The sequence below is a fragment of the Pseudomonas bubulae genome (assembly GCF_037023725.1).
GTDB classification, from domain to species: Bacteria; Pseudomonadota; Gammaproteobacteria; order Pseudomonadales; family Pseudomonadaceae; genus Aquipseudomonas; species Aquipseudomonas bubulae.
On the sequence record NZ_CP146077.1, the window covers coordinates 2,379,232 to 2,398,717 of the forward strand.

The window sequence follows — 19,486 nt, forward strand, 5'->3', positions numbered from 1 at the left end:
GCGTTACGCGCCGATAACAATCGGGCGTGCCAGAGGTGGAACACCGGGTTTTGCTTGCGCAATACCGGCTTCGAACTCTGGACGGAAGTACTTGATCGCGCTGCCCAACGGTTCCACGGCGCCCGGTGCGTGAGCACAGAACGTCTTGCCAGGGCCGAGGAAACCGACCAGACCCAGCAGGGTCTCGATATCGCCAGGCTGACCTTCGCCGTGTTCGATCGCCATCAGCAGCTTGACGCTCCACGGCAGACCATCACGGCAAGGGGTGCAGAAGCCGCACGACTCACGGGCAAAGAACTGTTCCATGTTGCGCAGCAAGGAGACCATGTTGACGCTGTCGTCCACGGCCATGGCCAGGCCAGTACCCATACGGGTGCCAACCTTGGCGATGCCGCCGGCATACATTTGTGCGTCCAGGTGCTCGGGCAACAGGAAGCCGGTACCGGCGCCGCCTGGCTGCCAGCACTTGAGCTTGAAGCCGTCGCGCATGCCGCCGGCGTAGTCTTCGAACAGCTCGCGAGCGGTCACGCCGAATGGCAGTTCCCACAGGCCAGGGTTCTTCACTTTGCCGGAGAAGCCCATCAGCTTGGTGCCGTGGTCTTCGCTGCCTTCGCGGGCGAGGGATTTGTACCAGTCAACGCCGTTGCCGATGATGGCCGGTACGTTGCACAGGGTTTCCACGTTGTTCACGCAGGTCGGCTTGCCCCATACGCCCACAGCGGCCGGGAACGGCGGCTTGGAGCGCGGGTTGGCGCGACGGCCTTCGAGGGAGTTGATCAGTGCGGTTTCTTCACCGCAGATGTAACGCCCGGCGCCGGTGTGCACGAACAGTTCGAAGTCGAAACCCGAACCGAGGATATTCTTGCCCAGCAGGCCTGCTGCCTTGGCTTCTTCGACGGCACGGCGCAGATGCACCGCTGCAGTGGTGTATTCGCCACGCAGGAAGATATAGCCACGGTAGGTTTTCAGTGCGCGGGCACTGATCAGCATGCCTTCGATCAGCAGATGGGGCAGTTGCTCCATCAGCATGCGGTCTTTCCAGGTGTTGGGTTCCATTTCATCGGCGTTACACAACAGGTAACGGATGTTCATGGATTCGTCTTTGGGCATCAGCCCCCACTTCACGCCCGTCGGGAAGCCGGCACCGCCGCGACCCTTGAGGCCTGCGTCTTTCACGGTCTGGACGATATCGTCCTGGGCCATGTCGGCGAAGGCCTTGCGCGCAGCGGCGTAGCCGTCCTTGGCCTGGTACTCGTCGAGCCACACGGGCTCGCCGTCGTCACGCAGGCGCCAGGTCAGCGGGTGGGTTTCTGCCGAACGCTTGATCAGGTTGGCAGGACCGAAAGAAGTCAGGCTCATGGGTAGGCCTCCAACAACGTGGCGACGCCAGCAGGCTGCACGTCACCGAATGTGTCGTCGTCGATCATCAACGCCGGCGCCTTGTCGCAGTTGCCCAGGCAGCACACCGGCAGCAGCGTAAAGCGGCCGTCCGGGGTAGTCTGACCGAGGCCGATGCCCAGCTTGTTCTGGATTTCGCCGACCACGGATTCGTGGCCACCGATGTAGCAGACCATGCTGTCGCACACGCGGATGATGTGGCGGCCGACCGGCTGACGGAAGATCTGGCTGTAGAACGTAGCCACGCCTTCAACGTCGCTGGCAGGGATGCCCAGCAGTTCGCCGATGGCGTAAATCGCGCCGTCCGGCACCCAGCCGCGTTCCTTCTGAACGATCTTCAGGGCTTCGATCGACGCCGCGCGCGGGTCTTCGTAGTGATGCATCTCATGCTCGATGGCCGAGCGCTCGGTTTCGCTCAGGGCGAAACGGTCTGTCTGGATAAGCGTGCTGTTCATGCTTAGCGGTCCACGTCGGCCATAACGAAATCGATACTACCCAGGTACGCAATCAAGTCCGCGACCATTTCACCTTTGATCACCGAAGGGATCTGTTGCAGGTGCGGGAAGCTTGGGGTGCGAATCCGGGTGCGGTAGCTCATGGTGCCGCCATCGCTCGTCAGGTAATAACTGTTGATGCCCTTGGTCGCTTCGATCATCTGGAAGGATTCGTTGGCCGGCATCACCGGGCCCCACGAAACTTGCAGGAAGTGCGTGATCAAGGTCTCGATATGCTGCAGCGTGCGTTCTTTAGGCGGCGGCGTGGTCAGTGGGTGATCCGCCTTGTACGGGCCGGCCGGCATGTTGCGCATGCACTGCTCGATGATTTTCAGGCTCTGGCGCATTTCTTCGACGCGCACGATGCAACGATCGTAGGCATCGCCGTTGGCTGCCAGCGGGACTTCGAATTCGAAGTTCTCGTAGCCGGAATACGGGCGCGCCTTGCGGATATCGAAGTCACAACCGGTGGAGCGCAGGCCGGCACCGGTGACGCCCCATTCCAGGGCCTCTTTGGTGTTGTAGGCGGCAACGCCGATGGTACGACCACGCAGGATGCTGTTGTCCAGAGCGGCTTTCTGGTACTCGTCCAGACGCTTGGGCATCCAGTCGATGAACTCCTTGACCAGGCGATCCCAGCCGTTCGGCAGGTCGTGGGCAACGCCGCCGATGCGGTACCAGGCCGGGTGCAGACGGAAACCGGTGATGGCCTCGATCACCTTGTAAGCGCGCTGACGGTCGGTGAACGTGAAGAACACCGGGGTCATGGCGCCCACGTCCTGGATATAGGTACCCAGGAACAGCAGGTGGCTGGTGATACGGAAGAATTCGGCCATCATGATGCGGATGGTGTCGACCCGGTCCGGCACTTTGATACCGGCCAGCTTCTCGACCGAGAGCACGTACGGCAGGTTGTTCATCACGCCGCCGAGGTAGTCGATACGGTCGGTGTACGGGATGAAGCTGTGCCAGGACTGGCGTTCGGCCATTTTCTCGGCGCCACGGTGGTGGTAACCGACGTCAGGCACGCAGTCGACGATCTCTTCACCGTCCAGCTGCAGGATGATGCGGAAGGCACCGTGAGCCGAAGGGTGGTTCGGCCCCAGGTTAAGGAACATGTAGTCCTCGTTTTCACCGGAGCGTTTCATGCCCCAGTCTTCCGGGCGGAAGCGCGCGGCTTCCTCTTCCAGCTGCACCTTGGCCAGGGTCAGGCTGTACGGATCGAACTCGGTAGCACGGGCCGGGAAGTCCTTGCGCAGCGGGTGACCTTCCCAGGTCGGCGGCATCATGATGCGCGACAGGTGCGGGTGGCCTTTGAAATCGATGCCGAACATGTCCCAGACTTCACGCTCGTACCAGTTGGCGTTCGGCCAGATACCGGTCACGGTAGGGACACTCAGGTCTTTTTCAGACAGGGCCACCTTGATCATGACGTCGCTGTTACGTTCCAGCGACATCAGGTGGTAGAAGACGGTGAAGTCTGCACCCGATGGCAGGCCCTGACGCTTGGTACGCAGACGTTCGTCCACACCGTGCAGGTCATAGAGCATGACGTAGGGTTTCGGCAGGTTGCGCAGGAAGGTCAGTACTTCGACCAGTTTTGCGCGGCTAACCCAAAGCACCGGCATGCCGGTGCGCGTGGCCTGGGCGGTGAACGCCTCAGGGCCAAAACGGGTGTTGAGTTCGACAACCACATCTTGGTCGTCAGCCTTGTAAGGCGGGATGTACAGAGCGGAGCCTGCAGTCATGGTTTTTTATCGCTTTCGGTCAACGTAAAGAATGAAGCCAGTGATTCGTTCTATTGAGTAGAAACGGCGCTGGATCAGACTTCGTCGGGGCTGCGCAGGTTGGTTACCTGAATACGCTGTTCGCGGCGCTGTTCCTTTTGCGATGGCATCTCGGCGCGGTACACGCCTTGTTCGCCAACGACCCAGGAAAGTGGGCGACGCTCCTGGCCAATCGACTCTTGCAAGAGCATCAAGCCTTGCAGAAAAGCCTCAGGGCGGGGCGGGCAGCCGGGTACGTAAACGTCCACAGGCAAGAACTTGTCGACCCCTTGAACCACGGAGTAGATGTCGTACATGCCACCGGAGTTGGCGCACGAACCCATGGAAATGACCCATTTAGGTTCAAGCATTTGCTCGTAGAGACGCTGGATGATCGGCGCCATCTTGATAAAGCAGGTCCCGGCAATAACCATGAAATCCGCCTGACGCGGCGAAGCCCGGATAACCTCGGCGCCAAAGCGCGCGATGTCGTGGGGCGCCGTGAAGGCGGTGGTCATTTCCACATAGCAGCACGACAGGCCGAAGTTGTACGGCCACAGGGAATTTTTACGTCCCCAGTTGACCGTGCCGTTCAGCACGTCTTCGAGCTTGCCCATGAAAATGTTTTTGTGGACTTGATCTTCTAACGGATCGGCAACGGTTTCCCGTGTGCCGATCGGGTATTGCTCGTTAGGAGCATCCGGGTCGATCCTGGTGAGTTCGTATTGCATCGCCAAAGCCTCATTGTTTCAGCTTGGCCTGCCGCTTACGACGAGCTTCCGGTGCCCAATCAAGAGCACCCACCCGAAATAGGTAGACAAGGCCTGCCAACAGAATTGCTATGAAAACGAGAGCTTCGACGAATCCGGTCCAGCCGCTTTCGCGAACAGACACAGACCAGGCAAAGAGAAAGAGGGCTTCGATATCGAAGATCACGAACAGCATCGCGACCAGATAGAATTTGGCTGAGAGCCGCAAGCGGGCGCCACCGGTAGGTAGCATGCCGGACTCGAACGGTTCATTTTTGCTGCGACCCCAGGCTTTTGACCCAAGGAGGCTGGAGACGCCAAGCATGAAGGCACAGAGGCCGACAACGCCGAGAAGGAAAATGGCAAAGCCCCAGTTGTGGGCTATGAGTCCTGTCGCTTCGGGCATGCTGGAAATCCTTAACAGAGAGCAAAGGTCTCTGAGCTAGAAAAGGTGATAAAGCAGTGACGTTATGTCGCAGTGCTATTGATTGCCGGGATTTTATGGCTAAACACCCAGCAAGTAAATTTTCTAAGATGAATTAATTCAGTCCTTTAGTTGTAGAACCTCCATCAATGTCTATGCAGGCCTTGAACTGTGGGCGTTACAGCGTTTTTCAGTGTTTGTTTTTCAGTGTTCATGTATTCAACAAAAGCAACTCGTAATGATAATTAATATCGTTTGAGTGGTTATTTGTTGTGTCGCTATGTCGCAGGCCTGTAGAACTTGGCTTATATAAGCGCTGTTAGCAAGTTTGGAACTTGGCTTTTTAACCCGGTCTGGCGATCGAAGCATGGATCTGGGTCAGTGTTTTGTCGGATGGGCAGGGCAGCGGGATGTCTTTCTGTGGGAGCGGGCTTGCTCGCGATGCTGATAACTCGGTCCTCCAGGCAGGCGCGGTGATGCCATCGCGAGCAAGCCCGCTCCCACAGGGGAGGGGTGTACAAGTCGCCGGGCAAAAAAACGCCCCGAACCAGTCGGGGCGTCATGGGCATGGCATTGCGTTTGTTCTTTACAGGCTGGGCAATGGCCGTGGTTCCATTATCAGTGGAACTGTTCTTCTTCTGTAGAGCCGGTCAGGGCGGTAACCGAAGACGAACCACCCTGGATCACGGTGGTCATGTCGTCGAAGTAGCCAGTGCCCACTTCCTGCTGGTGCGCCACAAAGGTGTAGCCTTTGGCTGCGTCAGCAAATTCCTGCTCTTGCAGTTTCACGTAGGCGGTCATGTCGTTGCGGGCGTAGTCGTGCGCCAGGTTGAACATGCTGTGCCACATGTTGTGGATACCCGCCAGGGTGATGAACTGGTGTTTGTAGCCCATTGCCGACAGCTCGCGCTGGAATTTGGCGATGGTCGCGTCGTCCAGGTTTTTCTTCCAGTTGAAGGAAGGCGAGCAGTTGTACGACAGCAACTGGTCCGGGTATTCCTTTTTGATTGCTTCGGCAAAGCGGCGCGCTTCTTCCAGGTCCGGCTTGGCGGTTTCGCACCAGATCAGGTCGGCATACGGCGCGTAAGCCAGGCCACGGGCAATGGCTTGATCAAGGCCGGCACGTACTTTATAGAAGCCTTCCTTGGTGCGCTCGCCAGTCACGAATGGCTGGTCGTACGGGTCGCAATCGGAAGTCAGCAGGTCAGCCGCGTTGGCGTCGGTACGAGCCAGAATGATGGTCGGCGTACCGGCAACGTCAGCTGCCAGACGTGCTGCTGTCAGTTTTTGCACAGCTTCCTGGGTCGGAACCAGTACCTTGCCGCCCATGTGACCGCATTTTTTCACCGAGGCCAGCTGGTCTTCGAAGTGAACGCCTGCAGCGCCCGCTTCGATCATGCTTTTCATCAGCTCGTAAGCGTTGAGTACGCCGCCGAAACCGGCTTCAGCGTCAGCCACGATCGGTGCGAAGTAGTCGATATAACCCTGGTCGCCCGGGTTTTTACCGGCTTTCCACTGAATCTGGTCGGCACGACGGAATGAGTTGTTGATGCGCTTGACCACGGTTGGAACGGAGTCCACCGGGTACAGCGACTGATCCGGGTACATGGATTCGGCAGAGTTGTTGTCTGCCGCCACTTGCCAACCCGACAGGTAGATAGCCTGGATACCGGCTTTAACCTGTTGTACCGCTTGGCCCCCGGTCAGGGCGCCCATGCAGTTGACGAAATCTTTCTCAGGACGGAAGGACGGGTGTGCGCCCTGTGTCACCAGTTTCCACAGCTTGTCGGCACCCATTTTTGCAAAGGTGTGCTCGGGTTGAACCGAGCCGCGCAGGCGGACCACGTCAGCAGCGGAGTAATCGCGAGTCACGCCTTTCCAGCGTGGGTTTTCGGCCCAGTCTTTCTCAAGGGCTGCAATTTGCTGTTCGCGTGTCAGTGCCATGGTGATAAACCTCGTCGCATAGGTCTGGGTTGAAAAATGGTTGCTCCACCAGGCACACAACACTGTTGTTTGTATAAGTGCGTGAATGGCGGCTCGCTACGGGCAGTACAGGCCCCAGGGCCTTTGCGGGGCCTCTGATCAGCGGGAGCGGGGCCATCATGCCTTTGCATTTTTGAGGCGTCAAATGTTTTGTAGTGCTTTTTTTATAACACTACATAATTTGCGAAAAACGACTCGTCGGTCAGTTTTGGCCCTTTTGGTCGAGTACATCGACTTTGACCCGAATGGTCATGTCATCCCGGCTTTGCGTAGAGTAGCTGCGGGTTTGCGGCGGATTGTCAGTCTGGTTAAGAGCGTTGTTGCCCGCCAAGGTTATCCATTGCCCCAGAGGGCCGCTGACTTGTGTGTCGGTACTTTGCGTGTTCACTACATCGGGTTGCTCCTGGCTCATGCGATCGCGAGTCGTACTGATCGCCAGGTGTACCGTTTCACCTGTGACGCTGGCGGTGACGTAAAAACCCCGGGTGACGTTGCGGTAGTCGGTCTGGGTGAGCAAGCGGCCGTAGGCGTCGGTCTGGGTGCTGGTCAGCGGTACGCTCTGGCCGGTTTGGATAAATGCCGGGGTGCCTTCGCTGGTCTGGATTTGCTGGGTGCCGCCGTCGCGGCTGGCGGTGCTGATCACCCGGGTGTCCGGATCATTAGTGGCCAGGTTGTTGTCACTGGTATCGACCGTGATCAGCAGGCGCCGGGCGGGTGTGTCGAGTTGCGCCAGCAGGTCTTCGAGGTTCTGGATTTTCGAGGCGCCTGCCTCGACGATCAGTTGGTTGCCATAGGCGCTGACTTTGCCTTTTTTGCCGATAAAGTTCTGCGCGATGGGCAGCAATTCTGCACTGGTGCGGTTTTGCAGGGTGATGACGCGGGTGTCGGCGATCGCGCTGAAGCTAGCGATCAGCAGCAGGCCAGCGATGAAGGGGCGTAGGGACATGTCCATTATCTCCGCAATGCTTGAAAGGGCTGGGTCTGAGTGTGCCAGATAGCAAAACGCCCTGCGATCCGGGGATGGCAGGGCGTTTTGCAAAACTGCTGTGGGAGCGAGCCTGCTCGCGAAATTCTCAAGAGTGCCGCGCTAGCAGCCTTCGCGAGCAGGCTCGCTCCCACAGAGATCGGCGTGGCAGTTAGCTCACCCGCACCATATCAACGTGGGGAATCCCTGCTTCGAGGAATTCATCGCTGACGATCTTGAAGCCAAGGCGCTCGTAGAAGGGTGTGGCATGCACTTGGGCACTGAGCATTTGTTGCTTGAGGCCACGTTTTTCGGCTTCAAGAATCGTGGCCTGCATCAGTGCGTCGCCAACCTTCAGGCCGCGCCAGTCCTTGAGAACCGATACGCGGCCGATATGGCCGTCCGGCAGGAGCCGGGCGGTACCAATCGGGAAGTCGCCTTCATAGGCCAGAAAATGCACGGCATCGGCATCGTCTGCATCCCACTCCAGTTCTGGAGGTACAGATTGTTCGGCAATAAATACCGCCTCACGAATGCGTCGAAGTTCGGCGTTGTCCTTTTGCCAGTCGGCGACACGTACGTGAATGCTATTCATCAGCGAACCCCAGGCTTCCTTGTTTAACCAGCTCGCAGAGCAGGTTGCGTCCATCTTCATCGGCCAGCCATGTGCCGAGGTTGTCACTGTGCAGCGCGTCGGCGGCACAGATCATTTTCAGCAGTTCGCGCAGCTTGCCCGGCAGCAGGCGGCTTTGGCCGCTGGCGAACAACAACAGGTCGTCATCGACCTCGGACCATGCCAGGCGTGCGCTCGGGTTGCGGATCAGGATCGCGCCCTGTTCCAGGCTACCCAACAGGTCTTCTTCTTCGAGTTCAGGGCCGACCACGAGTTCCGGATAACGTGGCTCGGTCATGAACTGGCCGAACCAGGTCAGCAGCATGCGCTCGTCGCTCATGTGCTCGGTCAGCAGGCTCTTGAGGCGATCAAGGGCGTCGTGCTGGATCTGGTGCGGGTCGCTGACCGGTTGCGCGTCAGCGTCGGTGTAGCGATCTTCGTCCGGCAGGTACTGGCTGAGGAAGTCGGTGAAGTGGGTCAGTACTTCAGCGGCGCTCGGTGCACGGAAGCCCACCGAGTAGGTCAGGCAGTCGTCTACGGCTACGCCACAGTGGGCCAGGCGCGGTGGCAGGTAGAGCATGTCGCCGGGCTCAAGGGTCCACTCGTCGGTGGCCTGGAAATCAGCGAGGATACGCAGGTCCGCGTGCTCCAGCAGCTTGCTGTCGGAGTCGCACATCTGGCCGATCTGCCAGTGACGCTTGCCATGACCCTGCAGCAGGAACACGTCGTAGTTGTCGAAGTGCGGACCAACACTGCCACCTGGGGCGGCGTAGCTGATCATCACGTCGTCGATACGCCAGCTCGGCAGGAAGCGGAAGTTTTCCAGCAGTTCATTGACTTCAGGCACGAACTGATCAACGGCCTGCACCAGCAGAGTCCACTCGCGCTCTGGCAGTTTGCCGAATTCGTCTTCGGCGAACGGACCGCGGCGCAGTTCCCATGGGCGCTCGCCGTGTTCGATGATCAGGCGCGATTCGACTTCTTCTTCAAGGGCCAGACCGGCCAGTTCGTCGGCGTCGATCGGGCTTTCGAAGTCAGGAATTGCCTGGCGCACCAGCAGCGGTTTTTTCTGCCAGTAGTCGCGCATGAACTCGCGCGCAGTGATGCCGCCCAGAAGTTGAAGAGGAATGTCAGGATTCATGTGTAACCTATTGAAAAATTGCACTTTGTAATCGGGAATAAAAACGCCCGGCACGGCCGGGCGTTAATAGGTCGTTGCAGCGATCAGATGCGCTTGGCTTGCTCGACGGCGTTGCCAATGTAGTTGGCCGGAGTCAGCAGCTTCAGCTCGGCTTTGGCCGCTTCCGGCATTTCAAGGCCGTCGATGAAAGTTTGCAGTGCTTCAGGGCTGATGCCCTTGCCGCGGGTCAGCTCTTTGAGCTTTTCGTACGGGTTTTCGATGTTGTAACGACGCATCACGGTCTGGATCGGCTCGGCCAGGACTTCCCAGCAGGCGTCCAGGTCAGCAGCGATTTTCTGTGCATTCAGTTCAAGCTTGCTGATGCCCTTGAGGCTGGCTTCGTACGCGATCACGCTGTGAGCAAAGCCCACGCCGAGGTTGCGCAGTACGGTGGAGTCGGTCAGGTCGCGCTGCCAGCGGGAGATTGGCAATTTGCTGGCCAGGTGCTGGAACAGGGCGTTGGCGATACCCAGGTTGCCTTCGGAGTTTTCGAAGTCGATCGGGTTGACCTTGTGCGGCATGGTCGAGGAACCGATTTCGCCGGCAATGGTGCGCTGCTTGAAGTAGCCCAGGGAGATGTAGCCCCAGATATCGCGATCGAAGTCGATCAGGATGGTGTTGAAGCGGGCGATGGCGTCGAACAGCTCGGCAATGTAGTCGTGCGGCTCGATCTGGGTGGTGTACGGGTTGAAACCCAGGCCCAGCTCGTCTTCGATAAAGGCGCGGGCGTTTTCTTCCCAGTCGATCTGCGGGTAGGCCGACAGGTGGGCGTTGTAGTTGCCCACGGCGCCGTTGATCTTGCCCAGCAACGGTACACCAGCGACTTGAGCGATTTGACGCTCCAGACGGTAGACCACGTTGGCCAGCTCTTTGCCCAGGGTGGTCGGCGAAGCCGGTTGACCGTGGGTGCGGGACAGCATGGGTACGTCGGCGAACTTGATCGCCAGTTCGCGGATGGCTTCTGCGGTTTGACGCATCAGCGGCAGCATCACGTCATCACGACCTTCACGCAGCATCAGGGCGTGGGACAGGTTGTTGATGTCCTCGCTGGTGCAGGCAAAGTGGATGAACTCACTGACGTTGGCCAGTTCAGGCAGCTTGGCGGCCTGTTCTTTGAGCAGGTACTCAATGGCTTTGACGTCGTGGTTGGTGGTGCGCTCGATCTCTTTGACGCGTTCGGCGTGCTCAAGAGAGAAGTTCTCGGCCAGTTCATTCAGAACGGCGTTGGCTTCGGCAGAGAAGGCCGGGACTTCAGGGATGGCAGCGTGGGCGGCCAGGCGCTGGAGCCAGCGAACTTCAACCAGAACGCGAGCACGGATCAAGCCGTATTCGCTGAAAATTGGGCGCAGGGCCTGGGTTTTGCCGGCGTAGCGGCCGTCAACAGGGGAAACCGCAGTGAGCGAAGAGAGCTTCATGGGGTGTTCTCGGACAGTCGGGCAACGAAATGGGGCGCGTATCATACATGAAAAAACGGCCGGTCCGTTGCCAAGTGACCGGCGTCATACGCGTATCGATTTTAAATTCTGTGCCTGCCGGCGTGTTTCAGTTGCCGCGCAGCATCGGGTAAAGCTCTTTGAGCAGCTTGCGTCGGCTGATGACCAGCTGCCAGCGGTGGCCGCCCAATTGGCGCCACAGCCTTGCGCAGCGGATACCGGCCAGCAGCAGGGCGCGAATTTTTGCCGCGTTGTTCGGTTGTTGCAGGTTGCGCATGTCGCCGTGTACCTGGATACGCTGGCGCAGGGTGCTCAGGGTGTCCTGGTACAACGCGCCACAGGCGGCCACCACGTTTTCATGGGCCGGGCCGAAATGCTCGACCTGGGACTGGATCTGCGGCAGGCGCTTGCCGATCAGCTCCAGCATGTCGTCCCGCTTGGCCAGTTGGCGCTCAAGGCCGAGCATCGACAGTGCGTAACGCAGGGGCTCGCGCTGCAGGGTGTTGGGATCGCGCTCAAGAGCACCGATCAGGGCACGATAGCCTTCGCGCAGGTTGATGTCGTCGCCGCCAAAGACTTCCAGGGTGTCCTTGGGGTCACGCACCAGCAGGCTGCCGAGCATGCAGCTCAGGTCGGCTTCGCTGACCTGGCCGGTCTTGGCAATTTTATCCACCAGCACTGCGGCCAGAAATACGCCGCCGAGGGCTACCAGTTGCTCCTGAGTGGCGTTCATGGGCGTTTGCCCTTGCTCGACCAGGGCTCGGCCACTTCGATCACGCCGCCGCCCAGGCAGACTTCGCCGTCGTAGAACACCACGGACTGGCCGGGGGTGACCGCGCGTTGCGGGTCGTCGAAGGTGGCGCGGTAGCCGTTGGCGGTTTTTTCCAGGGTGCAGGGCTGATCGCTCTGACGATAGCGAACCTTGGCCGTCAGGCGCAGCGGGGTGCTCAGGTCGATCGGATTGACCCAGTAGATCTCGGAGGCGAGCAGGGCGCCGGAGAACAGCCACGGGTGGTCGTTGCCCTGGCCGACGATCAGCTCGTTGTGCTCCAGATCCTTGACCAGCACGTACCACGGCTCGTCGCTGGCGTCCTTGAGGCCGCCAATGCCCAGGCCCTGGCGCTGTCCGATGGTGTGGTACATCAGGCCGTGATGGCGGCCGATCACTTCACCTTCTGTGGTCTTGATCTCACCCGGCTGTGCCGGCAGGTATTGCTTGAGGAAGTCGCTGAAGCGGCGTTCGCCGATAAAGCAGATCCCGGTGGAGTCTTTTTTCTTCGCGGTGGCCAGATCGTGTTTTTCCGCAATGCGGCGCACTTCCGGTTTTTCCAGCTCGCCTACCGGGAACAGGGTGCGGGCGATCTGTTCGCCGCCGACGGCGTGCAGGAAGTAGCTCTGGTCTTTGTTCGGGTCCAGGCCCTTGAGCAGCTCGGTACGGCCGTCAATGTCGCGACGGCGCACATAGTGGCCGGTAGCAATCAGGTCGGCGCCCAGCATCAGGGCGTAGTCCAGGAAAGCCTTGAACTTGATTTCGCGGTTGCACAGGATGTCCGGGTTCGGCGTGCGACCGGCCTTGTATTCGGCCAGGAAGTGCTCGAACACGTTGTCCCAGTACTCGGCGGCAAAGTTGGCGGTGTGCAGCTTGATGCCGATTTTGTCGCACACGGCCTGGGCGTCTGCCAGATCATCCATGGCGGTGCAGTAATCCGTTCCGTCGTCTTCCTCCCAGTTCTTCATGAACAGGCCCTCCACCTGGTAGCCCTGCTCCATAAGCAGAACGGCGGAAACGGAAGAGTCGACACCGCCGGACATGCCGACGATGACGCGCTGTTTTTCGGGGGCGACTAGGGCTGGATCACGCATAAGGATTCAATGAGTGTCTTGAAAAAGGACGCGATTCTAGCAGGCCCGAGCGCTCAAGGCTAAACCGAAGGGCGGATTAACGTCAGGTCGAACAGTTTGCCGCCCAGATAATCATCGATGCACTGCAGGGTCAGCTCGCTGCGCCAGCGTTCGCGCTGTGCAAGCAATTCGTCGCGAGTCAGCCACAGCGGGCCAATGATGCCGGTGTCCAGTTGGTAGTCGGGGTGGTGCTTGAGCGCCTTGCCGGCAAAGCAGATGCGCTGGTAGGTCACGCCGTTGCTGGGAGCGGTGTAGAGGTAAATGCCGATCACACCGGTCAGTTCGACGTCATAGCCGGTTTCTTCGAGGGTTTCGCGGATGGCGGCCTCGATCAGGCTTTCGTCGGGGTCCAGATGACCGGCCGGTTGATTGAGCACGGCGCGGTCGCGCTTGAGTTCTTCGACCATCAGGAAGCGGCCATTGTCTTCGACGACAGTGGCGACGGTGATGTGGGGTTTCCATTCCATGGGGTGGGTCTCGGTTTATAGGTGGATGCATATCCCCTGTGGGAGCGGGCTTGCTCGCGATGCAGGCGCTTCGGTCTGTGCTTTTTACGCGGTGATGCTATCGCGGGCAAGCCCGCTCCCACCGGGTTTGTGTAGGCCGTAAAAACACAAACCCCGGCGTCGTGGGCCGGGGTCTGTGGTGTTGCCTGTTGCCCTTACACCGAAGCGATGATCGCGTTCAGTGTGGCGCTAGGGCGCATTACTTTGCTTACCTTGTCGGCATCGGCGTGGTAGTAACCACCGATATCGACCGGCTTGCCCTGCACGGCGTTGAGTTCGGCAACGATTTTTGCCTCGTTCTCGGCCATGGCTTTTGCTACTGGAGCAAATTGGGCTTGCAGCTCTTTGTCTTCAGTCTGGGCAGCCAGGGCTTGTGCCCAGTACAGCGCCAGGTAGAAGTGGCTACCGCGGTTGTCGATGTTGCCGACTTTGCGCGATGGCGATTTGTTGTTGTCGAGGAACTGACCGGTAGCCTGGTCCAGGGTCTTGGCCAACACCAACGCTTTCGGGTTGTTGTAGGTTGTGCCCAGGTGCTCCAGGGAAGCCGCCAGTGCCAGGAACTCACCCAGCGAGTCCCAGCGCAGGAAGTTTTCTTCCAGCAACTGTTGAACGTGCTTCGGGGCCGAGCCGCCGGCGCCGGTTTCGAACAGGCCGCCGCCATTCATCAGCGGTACGATCGACAGCATTTTGGCGCTGGTGCCCAGTTCCATGATCGGGAACAGGTCGGTCAGGTAGTCACGCAGCACGTTGCCGGTTACCGAGATGGTATCCAGGCCAGCGCGGGTGCGCTCCAGAGTGAACTTCATGGCCTCTACCGGCGCCATGATGCGAATGTCCAGGCCGCTGGTGTCGTGATCTTTCAGGTAGGTTTCAACCTTTTTGATCATTTCGGCGTCGTGGCTACGCTTTGGATCGAGCCAGAACACGGCCGGAGTGTTGCTGGCGCGGGCACGGTTGACGGCCAGCTTGACCCAGTCGCGGATCGGCGCGTCTTTGGCCTGGCACATGCGCCAGATATCGCCTTCCTCGACGTTCTGTTCCATCAGCACGTTGCCGTTGCTGTCAGTTACCCGCACAACGCCCGAGGTCTTGATCTGGAAAGTCTTGTCGTGGGAACCGTACTCTTCGGCTTTTTGCGCCATCAGGCCAACGTTTGGCACGCTGCCCATGGTGGTCGGATCGAAGGCGCCGTGTTTCTTGCAGTCTTCGATGGTGGCCTGGTAGATGGTGGCGTAGCAGCGATCCGGGATCACGGCCTTGGTGTCTTGCAGCTGGCCTTCGGTGTTCCACATCTTGCCGGAATCACGAATCATGGCCGGCATCGAGGCGTCGACGATTACGTCGCTCGGCACGTGCAGGTTGGTGATGCCTTTGTCGGAGTTGACCATGGCCAGCGCAGGGCGGTTGGCGTACACGGCTTCGATGTCGGCTTCGATTTCAGCCTGCTTCTCGGCTGGCAGCGCCTTGATGCGGGCGTACAGGTCGCCGATGCCGTTGTTCAGGTTGAAACCGATTTCTTTGAGGACGTCAGCGTGTTTTTCCAGCGCATCCTTGTAGAACTCGGCCACGATCTGACCAAACATGATCGGGTCGGAAACCTTCATCATGGTGGCTTTCAGGTGAACCGAGAACAGTACGCCCTGCTTTTTGGCGTCTTCGATTTCGGCCGCTACGAACTCGCGCAGGGCTTTTTTGCTCATGACCGAGCAATCGATGATCTCACCAGCCTGGACGGCGGTTTTTTCTTTCAGGACGGTGGTGGTGCCGTCTTGAGCGATCAGTTCGATTTTAACGCTGCCCGGTGCTTCGATCAGGGCGGCTTTTTCGCTGCCGTAGAAGTCGCCTTCGCTCATGTGAGCAACGTGGGACTTGGAGTCTGCAGCCCAGGCGCCCATTTTGTGCGGGTGCTTGCGCGCGTAGTTCTTGACCGACAGCGGTGCGCGGCGGTCGGAGTTGCCTTCGCGCAGTACCGGGTTTACGGCACTGCCCATCACTTTGCTGTAACGCGCCTTGATTTCTTTTTCAGCGTCAGTGGTGACGGTTTCCGGGTAGTCCGGGATGTTGAAGCCCTGCGCTTGCAGTTCTTTGATCGCGGCCTGCAACTGCGGGACCGAGGCGCTGATATTGGGCAGCTTGATGATGTTGGCTTCAGGGGTAACGGCCAGGGCGCCCAGTTCGGCGAGGTGGTCTGCTACAGCCTTGTCACCCAATTGCTCGGGGAAGCTTGAGAGGATGCGGCCAGCCAGAGAGATGTCGCGCGTTTCAACGGCGATATCGGCGCTGGCGGTAAACGCCTCGATGATAGGCAGCAGTGAATAGGTGGCGAGCGCCGGAGCTTCGTCGGTGAAGGTATAGATGATCTTCGAACGGTTGGGCATTTCGGATTAACTCTCTTCTTTGCTGAGCGTGCTCAGATACTCGAGATGCGCAGGGTAGGCGCTTTCGTTCACAGTGAACAATGAGCCGAAAGTCGAGGTTCTTCGCGGTGATGTGAATGCATCAGTAGAGCGTCAAGCGGTCGGGCCGGGGTAACGGCCCAGCCTTTCTAGGCCTGAAAGACTCATTCCAGCATGTGTTTGCAGGTGACTCCATGGTCACCGGCGCAGTATACATAGGTCACCAAGGTTGCTGCGAGGGGGGCGGCCTAACACGAATCATCCATTGGTCTAAGTCCCTGCGGCAAAATGCCCTGATTTTTCGCGGTTTGCCCCGTGATTACGGGGTTTTTCGGCAACCTCAATTTTTCCTCGTGATGGCACGGGCATAAAAAAACCGGCCGATTCGCATGATCGAATCGGCCGGTTTCCTGGGCAGCGGGTCAGACCGGGAGGCTGGTCACCTCTTGCGCGGTCGCTGAAACGCTGGCTGGAACTTGAGCGTTGGTGATTGCAACAGCATGCAGGCCCTTGGGGCCCTGGATTATTTCGAAGCTCACGGGTTGGCCTGCCTTGAGCGTCTTGTAACCGTCCATCTGGATTGCCGAAAAATGCGCAAAAAAGTCGATCGGGTTTCCGTGTTCATCGATGCCTTCCTTGGCCTGCGTATTAATGAAGCCGAAGCCTTTGGCGTTGTTGAACCACTTGACCTTGCCTTGCATACTCATATCCCTCTGCTGCAAACAACTCCATCACTGGAGTATCATCCAGTCAACTCGCACAGAAACCAGTAAAAGTGGTTGACTGCGCGGACCATTTTTCCCCACTGTGGGTACTATATGGTTGTAACACCGTTTTACCGATAGTCAAGGTCACGCGGCGGCGGTGTTGAAATTTGACACCTTTGCCTCCATCACTGTAGTTGCACAACCAACGACGAACCTTTCTTTCCATGCATGCAATCAGCCAGACTCGACTAACATTTAATCAGGATCACCCCGATTTTGATGACGAAGACTCCGCTGGCTTGGCTGTGCAAGAGGCTAAGCCTGCGCTTCAGGCGCCGCCGATGTACAAGGTGGTTTTGTTTAATGATGACTACACGCCAATGGATTTCGTTGTAGAGATCCTTGAGGTGTTTTTTAACTTGAATCGCGAATTGGCGACCAAGGTCATGCTGGCCGTCCATACAGAAGGACGGGCTGTGTGCGGCATCTATACCCGCGACATTGCCGAGACCAAGGCAGCGCAGGTAAATCAGTACGCACGTGAAAGCCAGCATCCGCTACTCTGTGAAATCGAGAAGGACGGTTAACGCCGACCACTTGGGTATGAGGTGAAGCCATGTTAAATCGCGAGCTCGAAGTCACCCTCAATCTTGCCTTCAAGGAAGCCCGCTCCAAACGTCATGAATTCATGACGGTTGAGCACCTCCTTTTAGCGCTTCTGGATAATGAGGCGGCCGCAACCGTTCTACGCGCCTGTGGCGCAAACCTCGAAAAACTCAAGCATGACCTGCAAGAGTTTATTGATTCCACAACCCCCCTGATCCCCGTCCATGACGAAGACCGCGAAACGCAGCCAACCCTGGGTTTTCAGCGGGTCTTGCAGCGTGCCGTGTTCCACGTGCAGAGCTCCGGCAAGCGTGAAGTCACCGGCGCCAATGTGCTGGTAGCCATCTTCAGCGAACAGGAAAGCCAGGCCGTATTCCTGCTCAAGCAACAGAGCGTGGCGCGCATCGATGTGGTCAACTTTATTGCCCACGGCATCTCCAAGGTGCCCGGGCATGGCGAGCACAGCGACAGCGATCATGAGATGCAGGATGAAGAGGGCGGCGAATCGTCGTCTTCCAGCAATCCTCTGGACGCTTATGCCAGTAACCTGAATGAACTGGCCCGCCAGGGCCGGATCGATCCGCTGGTAGGTCGGGAAATGGAAGTTGAGCGTGTCGCCCAGATCCTGGCGCGTCGGCGCAAAAACAACCCGTTGCTGGTGGGTGAGGCAGGCGTGGGTAAAACCGCGATTGCCGAGGGTCTGGCCAAGCGCATCGTCGATAACCAGGTGCCTGACCTGCTGGCTAACAGCATCGTCTACTCCCTGGATCTTGGCGCCTTGCTGGCAGGTACCAAGTACCGTGGCGATTTCGAGAAGCGCTTCAAGGCGCTGCTGGGCGAGCTGAAGAAACGCCCGCAAGCGATCCTGTTTATCGACGAAATCCATACGATCATCGGTGCCGGTGCGGCTTCGGGCGGGGTGATGGATGCGTCCAACCTGCTCAAGCCGCTGCTGTCTTCGGGTGACATTCGCTGCATCGGTTCTACCACGTTCCAGGAATTTCGCGGCATCTTCGAAAAAGACCGTGCCCTGGCGCGCCGTTTCCAGAAAGTCGACGTATCCGAACCTTCGGTTGAAGATACCATCAGCATTCTGCGCGGGCTTAAAGGTCGTTTCGAGCAGCACCATGGCATCGAGTACAGCGATGAAGCCCTGCGCGCAGCGGCGGAGCTGGCCTCGCGCTATATCAATGACCGGCACATGCCCGACAAGGCCATTGACGTGATCGACGAGGCGGGTGCCTTCCAGCGTCTGCAACCGGTTGAAAGCCGGGTTAAACGCATTGAAGTCGCGCAGGTTGAAGATATCGTGGCGAAAATCGCCCGTATTCCGCCTAAACACGTCTCGGTCTCGGACAAGGAGCTGTTGCGCAACCTTGAGCGCGACCTGCGCCTGACCGTGTTCGGCCAGGATGCGGCGATCGATTCGTTGTCCACGGCAATCAAGTTGTCCCGTGCGGGGCTCAAGTCGCCGGACAAACCGGTCGGTTCGTTCCTGTTCGCAGGCCCCACCGGTGTCGGTAAAACCGAGGCAGCACGCCAGTTGGCCAAAGCTTTGGGTATCGAGCTGATTCGCTTCGACATGTCCGAGTACATGGAGCGCCACACCGTATCGCGTCTGATCGGTGCGCCTCCGGGCTATGTCGGTTTCGATCAGGGCGGTTTGCTGACCGAGGCCATCACCAAGCAACCTCACTGCGTACTGCTGCTCGATGAAATCGAGAAGGCGCACCCTGAAGTCTTCAACCTGCTGCTGCAGGTCATGGACCACGGCACGCTGACCGACAACAACGGGCGCAAGGCGGACTTCCGCAACGTGATCGTCATCATGACCACCAACGCCGGTGCCGAAACCGCCTCTCGGGCTTCGATGGGCTTTGCCCATCAGGATCATGCTTCCGATGCCATGGAAGCGATCAAGAAGAGCTTCACCCCCGAGTTCCGTAACCGTCTGGACACCATTATCCAGTTTGGTCGCCTCAGCCATGAGGTTATCAAGCATGTGGTGGACAAGTTCCTTACCGAACTGCAGGCGCAGCTGGAAGACAAGCACGTGCAGCTCGAGGTGTCGGATGCGGCGCGTGGCTGGCTTGCAGCGGGTGGTTATGACGCGCTGATGGGGGCACGGCCGATGGCCCGTTTGATCCAGGACAAGATCAAGCGTCCGTTGGCTGAGGAGATTCTCTTTGGTGAACTGGCCGATCATGGCGGTGTGGTACACATCGACCTGGAAAACGGCGAGTTGACCTTCGAGTTTGAAACCGCAGTCGAAATGGCTTGATGTAACACCCTAGTCATAAAAGGCGCCTTCGGGCCAGTGACGATCAGTTGGGCGGGATGCAAAATCCCTGTGGGAGCGGGCTTG

Annotated in this window: 17 protein-coding genes; 2 read left to right on the forward strand and 15 right to left on the reverse strand. The window is 58.6% G+C overall.

All coding sequences use genetic code 11. From position 1 onward, the window contains the following. Positions 1-3 precede the first annotated feature (3 nt). From nuoF to V6L81_RS11165, 15 genes are all read right to left on the reverse strand, one after another. Entirely contained in the window at positions 4-1,359 is a 1,356-nt protein-coding gene (nuoF, locus tag V6L81_RS11095) for an NADH-quinone oxidoreductase subunit NuoF (RefSeq protein ID WP_086796175.1), read from the reverse strand. Then, positions 1,356-1,853, reverse strand: a complete 498-nt coding sequence (gene nuoE / locus V6L81_RS11100; protein ID WP_088379405.1) for an NADH-quinone oxidoreductase subunit NuoE — start codon at positions 1,851-1,853, stop codon at positions 1,356-1,358. The genes nuoF and nuoE overlap by 4 nt, the downstream gene beginning before the upstream one ends. 2 nt (positions 1,854-1,855) lie before the next feature. Beyond that, positions 1,856-3,640 (reverse strand): NADH-quinone oxidoreductase subunit C/D, encoded by a 1,785-nt coding sequence (nuoC, locus tag V6L81_RS11105; RefSeq protein WP_095003300.1) that lies wholly within the window; start codon positions 3,638-3,640, stop codon positions 1,856-1,858. A gap of 74 nt (positions 3,641-3,714) precedes the next feature. Further along, on the reverse strand, positions 3,715-4,389 hold the full coding sequence (locus tag V6L81_RS11110) for an NADH-quinone oxidoreductase subunit B family protein (protein ID WP_016780200.1): 675 nt from the start codon (positions 4,387-4,389) through the stop codon (positions 3,715-3,717). Positions 4,390-4,399: 10 nt separating this feature from the next. Next, entirely contained in the window at positions 4,400-4,813 is a 414-nt protein-coding gene (locus tag V6L81_RS11115; RefSeq protein WP_003446990.1) for an NADH-quinone oxidoreductase subunit A, read from the reverse strand. Between the two features lie 636 nt (positions 4,814-5,449). Next, a complete protein-coding gene (gene aceA, locus V6L81_RS11120) occupies positions 5,450-6,775 on the reverse strand; it encodes an isocitrate lyase (protein WP_048365296.1) in 1,326 nt (441 codons plus the stop codon). 241 nt (positions 6,776-7,016) lie between these two features. Beyond that, the gene (locus V6L81_RS11125) at positions 7,017-7,760 is read right to left on the reverse strand and encodes a secretin N-terminal domain-containing protein (RefSeq protein ID WP_338659926.1); all 744 of its coding nucleotides are present in this window, start codon (positions 7,758-7,760) and stop codon (positions 7,017-7,019) included. Positions 7,761-7,950: 190 nt separating this feature from the next. Beyond that, positions 7,951-8,373, reverse strand: a complete 423-nt coding sequence (locus V6L81_RS11130; protein ID WP_095003299.1) for a GNAT family N-acetyltransferase — start codon at positions 8,371-8,373, stop codon at positions 7,951-7,953. After that, positions 8,366-9,532 carry a cupin domain-containing protein gene (locus tag V6L81_RS11135; protein ID WP_095003298.1) on the reverse strand — a complete coding sequence of 389 codons (1,167 nt, stop codon included), beginning with the start codon at positions 9,530-9,532 and terminating at the stop codon, positions 8,366-8,368. Before V6L81_RS11135 ends, V6L81_RS11130 begins: the two co-directional genes overlap by 8 nt. Before the next feature lie 83 nt (positions 9,533-9,615). Further along, positions 9,616-10,986: an adenylosuccinate lyase gene (gene purB / locus V6L81_RS11140; RefSeq protein WP_271350297.1), complete on the reverse strand. Its 1,371-nt coding sequence runs from the start codon at positions 10,984-10,986 to the stop codon at positions 9,616-9,618. 127 nt (positions 10,987-11,113) lie between these two features. After that, on the reverse strand, positions 11,114-11,737 hold the full coding sequence (gene hflD, locus V6L81_RS11145; protein ID WP_095003297.1) for a high frequency lysogenization protein HflD: 624 nt from the start codon (positions 11,735-11,737) through the stop codon (positions 11,114-11,116). Beyond that, positions 11,734-12,867 carry a tRNA 2-thiouridine(34) synthase MnmA gene (gene mnmA / locus V6L81_RS11150; RefSeq protein ID WP_095003296.1) on the reverse strand — a complete coding sequence of 378 codons (1,134 nt, stop codon included), beginning with the start codon at positions 12,865-12,867 and terminating at the stop codon, positions 11,734-11,736. Before mnmA ends, hflD begins: the two co-directional genes overlap by 4 nt. Positions 12,868-12,926: 59 nt before the next feature. After that, a complete protein-coding gene (locus V6L81_RS11155) occupies positions 12,927-13,373 on the reverse strand; it encodes an NUDIX hydrolase (RefSeq protein WP_095003295.1) in 447 nt (148 codons plus the stop codon). A 194-nt stretch (positions 13,374-13,567) separates the two neighbouring features. Continuing rightward, entirely contained in the window at positions 13,568-15,790 is a 2,223-nt protein-coding gene (locus V6L81_RS11160; protein ID WP_322213231.1) for an NADP-dependent isocitrate dehydrogenase, read from the reverse strand. A gap of 440 nt (positions 15,791-16,230) precedes the next feature. After that, a complete protein-coding gene (locus tag V6L81_RS11165) occupies positions 16,231-16,509 on the reverse strand; it encodes a cold shock domain-containing protein (protein WP_095019122.1) in 279 nt (92 codons plus the stop codon). Between the two features lie 230 nt (positions 16,510-16,739). Between V6L81_RS11165 and clpS the strand changes: the two genes are divergently transcribed. Beyond that, complete coding sequence (clpS, locus tag V6L81_RS11170) at positions 16,740-17,102, forward strand: ATP-dependent Clp protease adapter ClpS (protein WP_016780211.1); 363 nt, start codon at positions 16,740-16,742, stop codon at positions 17,100-17,102. A 29-nt stretch (positions 17,103-17,131) separates the two neighbouring features. Further along, positions 17,132-19,402 carry an ATP-dependent Clp protease ATP-binding subunit ClpA gene (gene clpA / locus V6L81_RS11175; RefSeq protein ID WP_095003293.1) on the forward strand — a complete coding sequence of 757 codons (2,271 nt, stop codon included), beginning with the start codon at positions 17,132-17,134 and terminating at the stop codon, positions 19,400-19,402. Positions 19,403-19,486 lie beyond the last annotated feature (84 nt).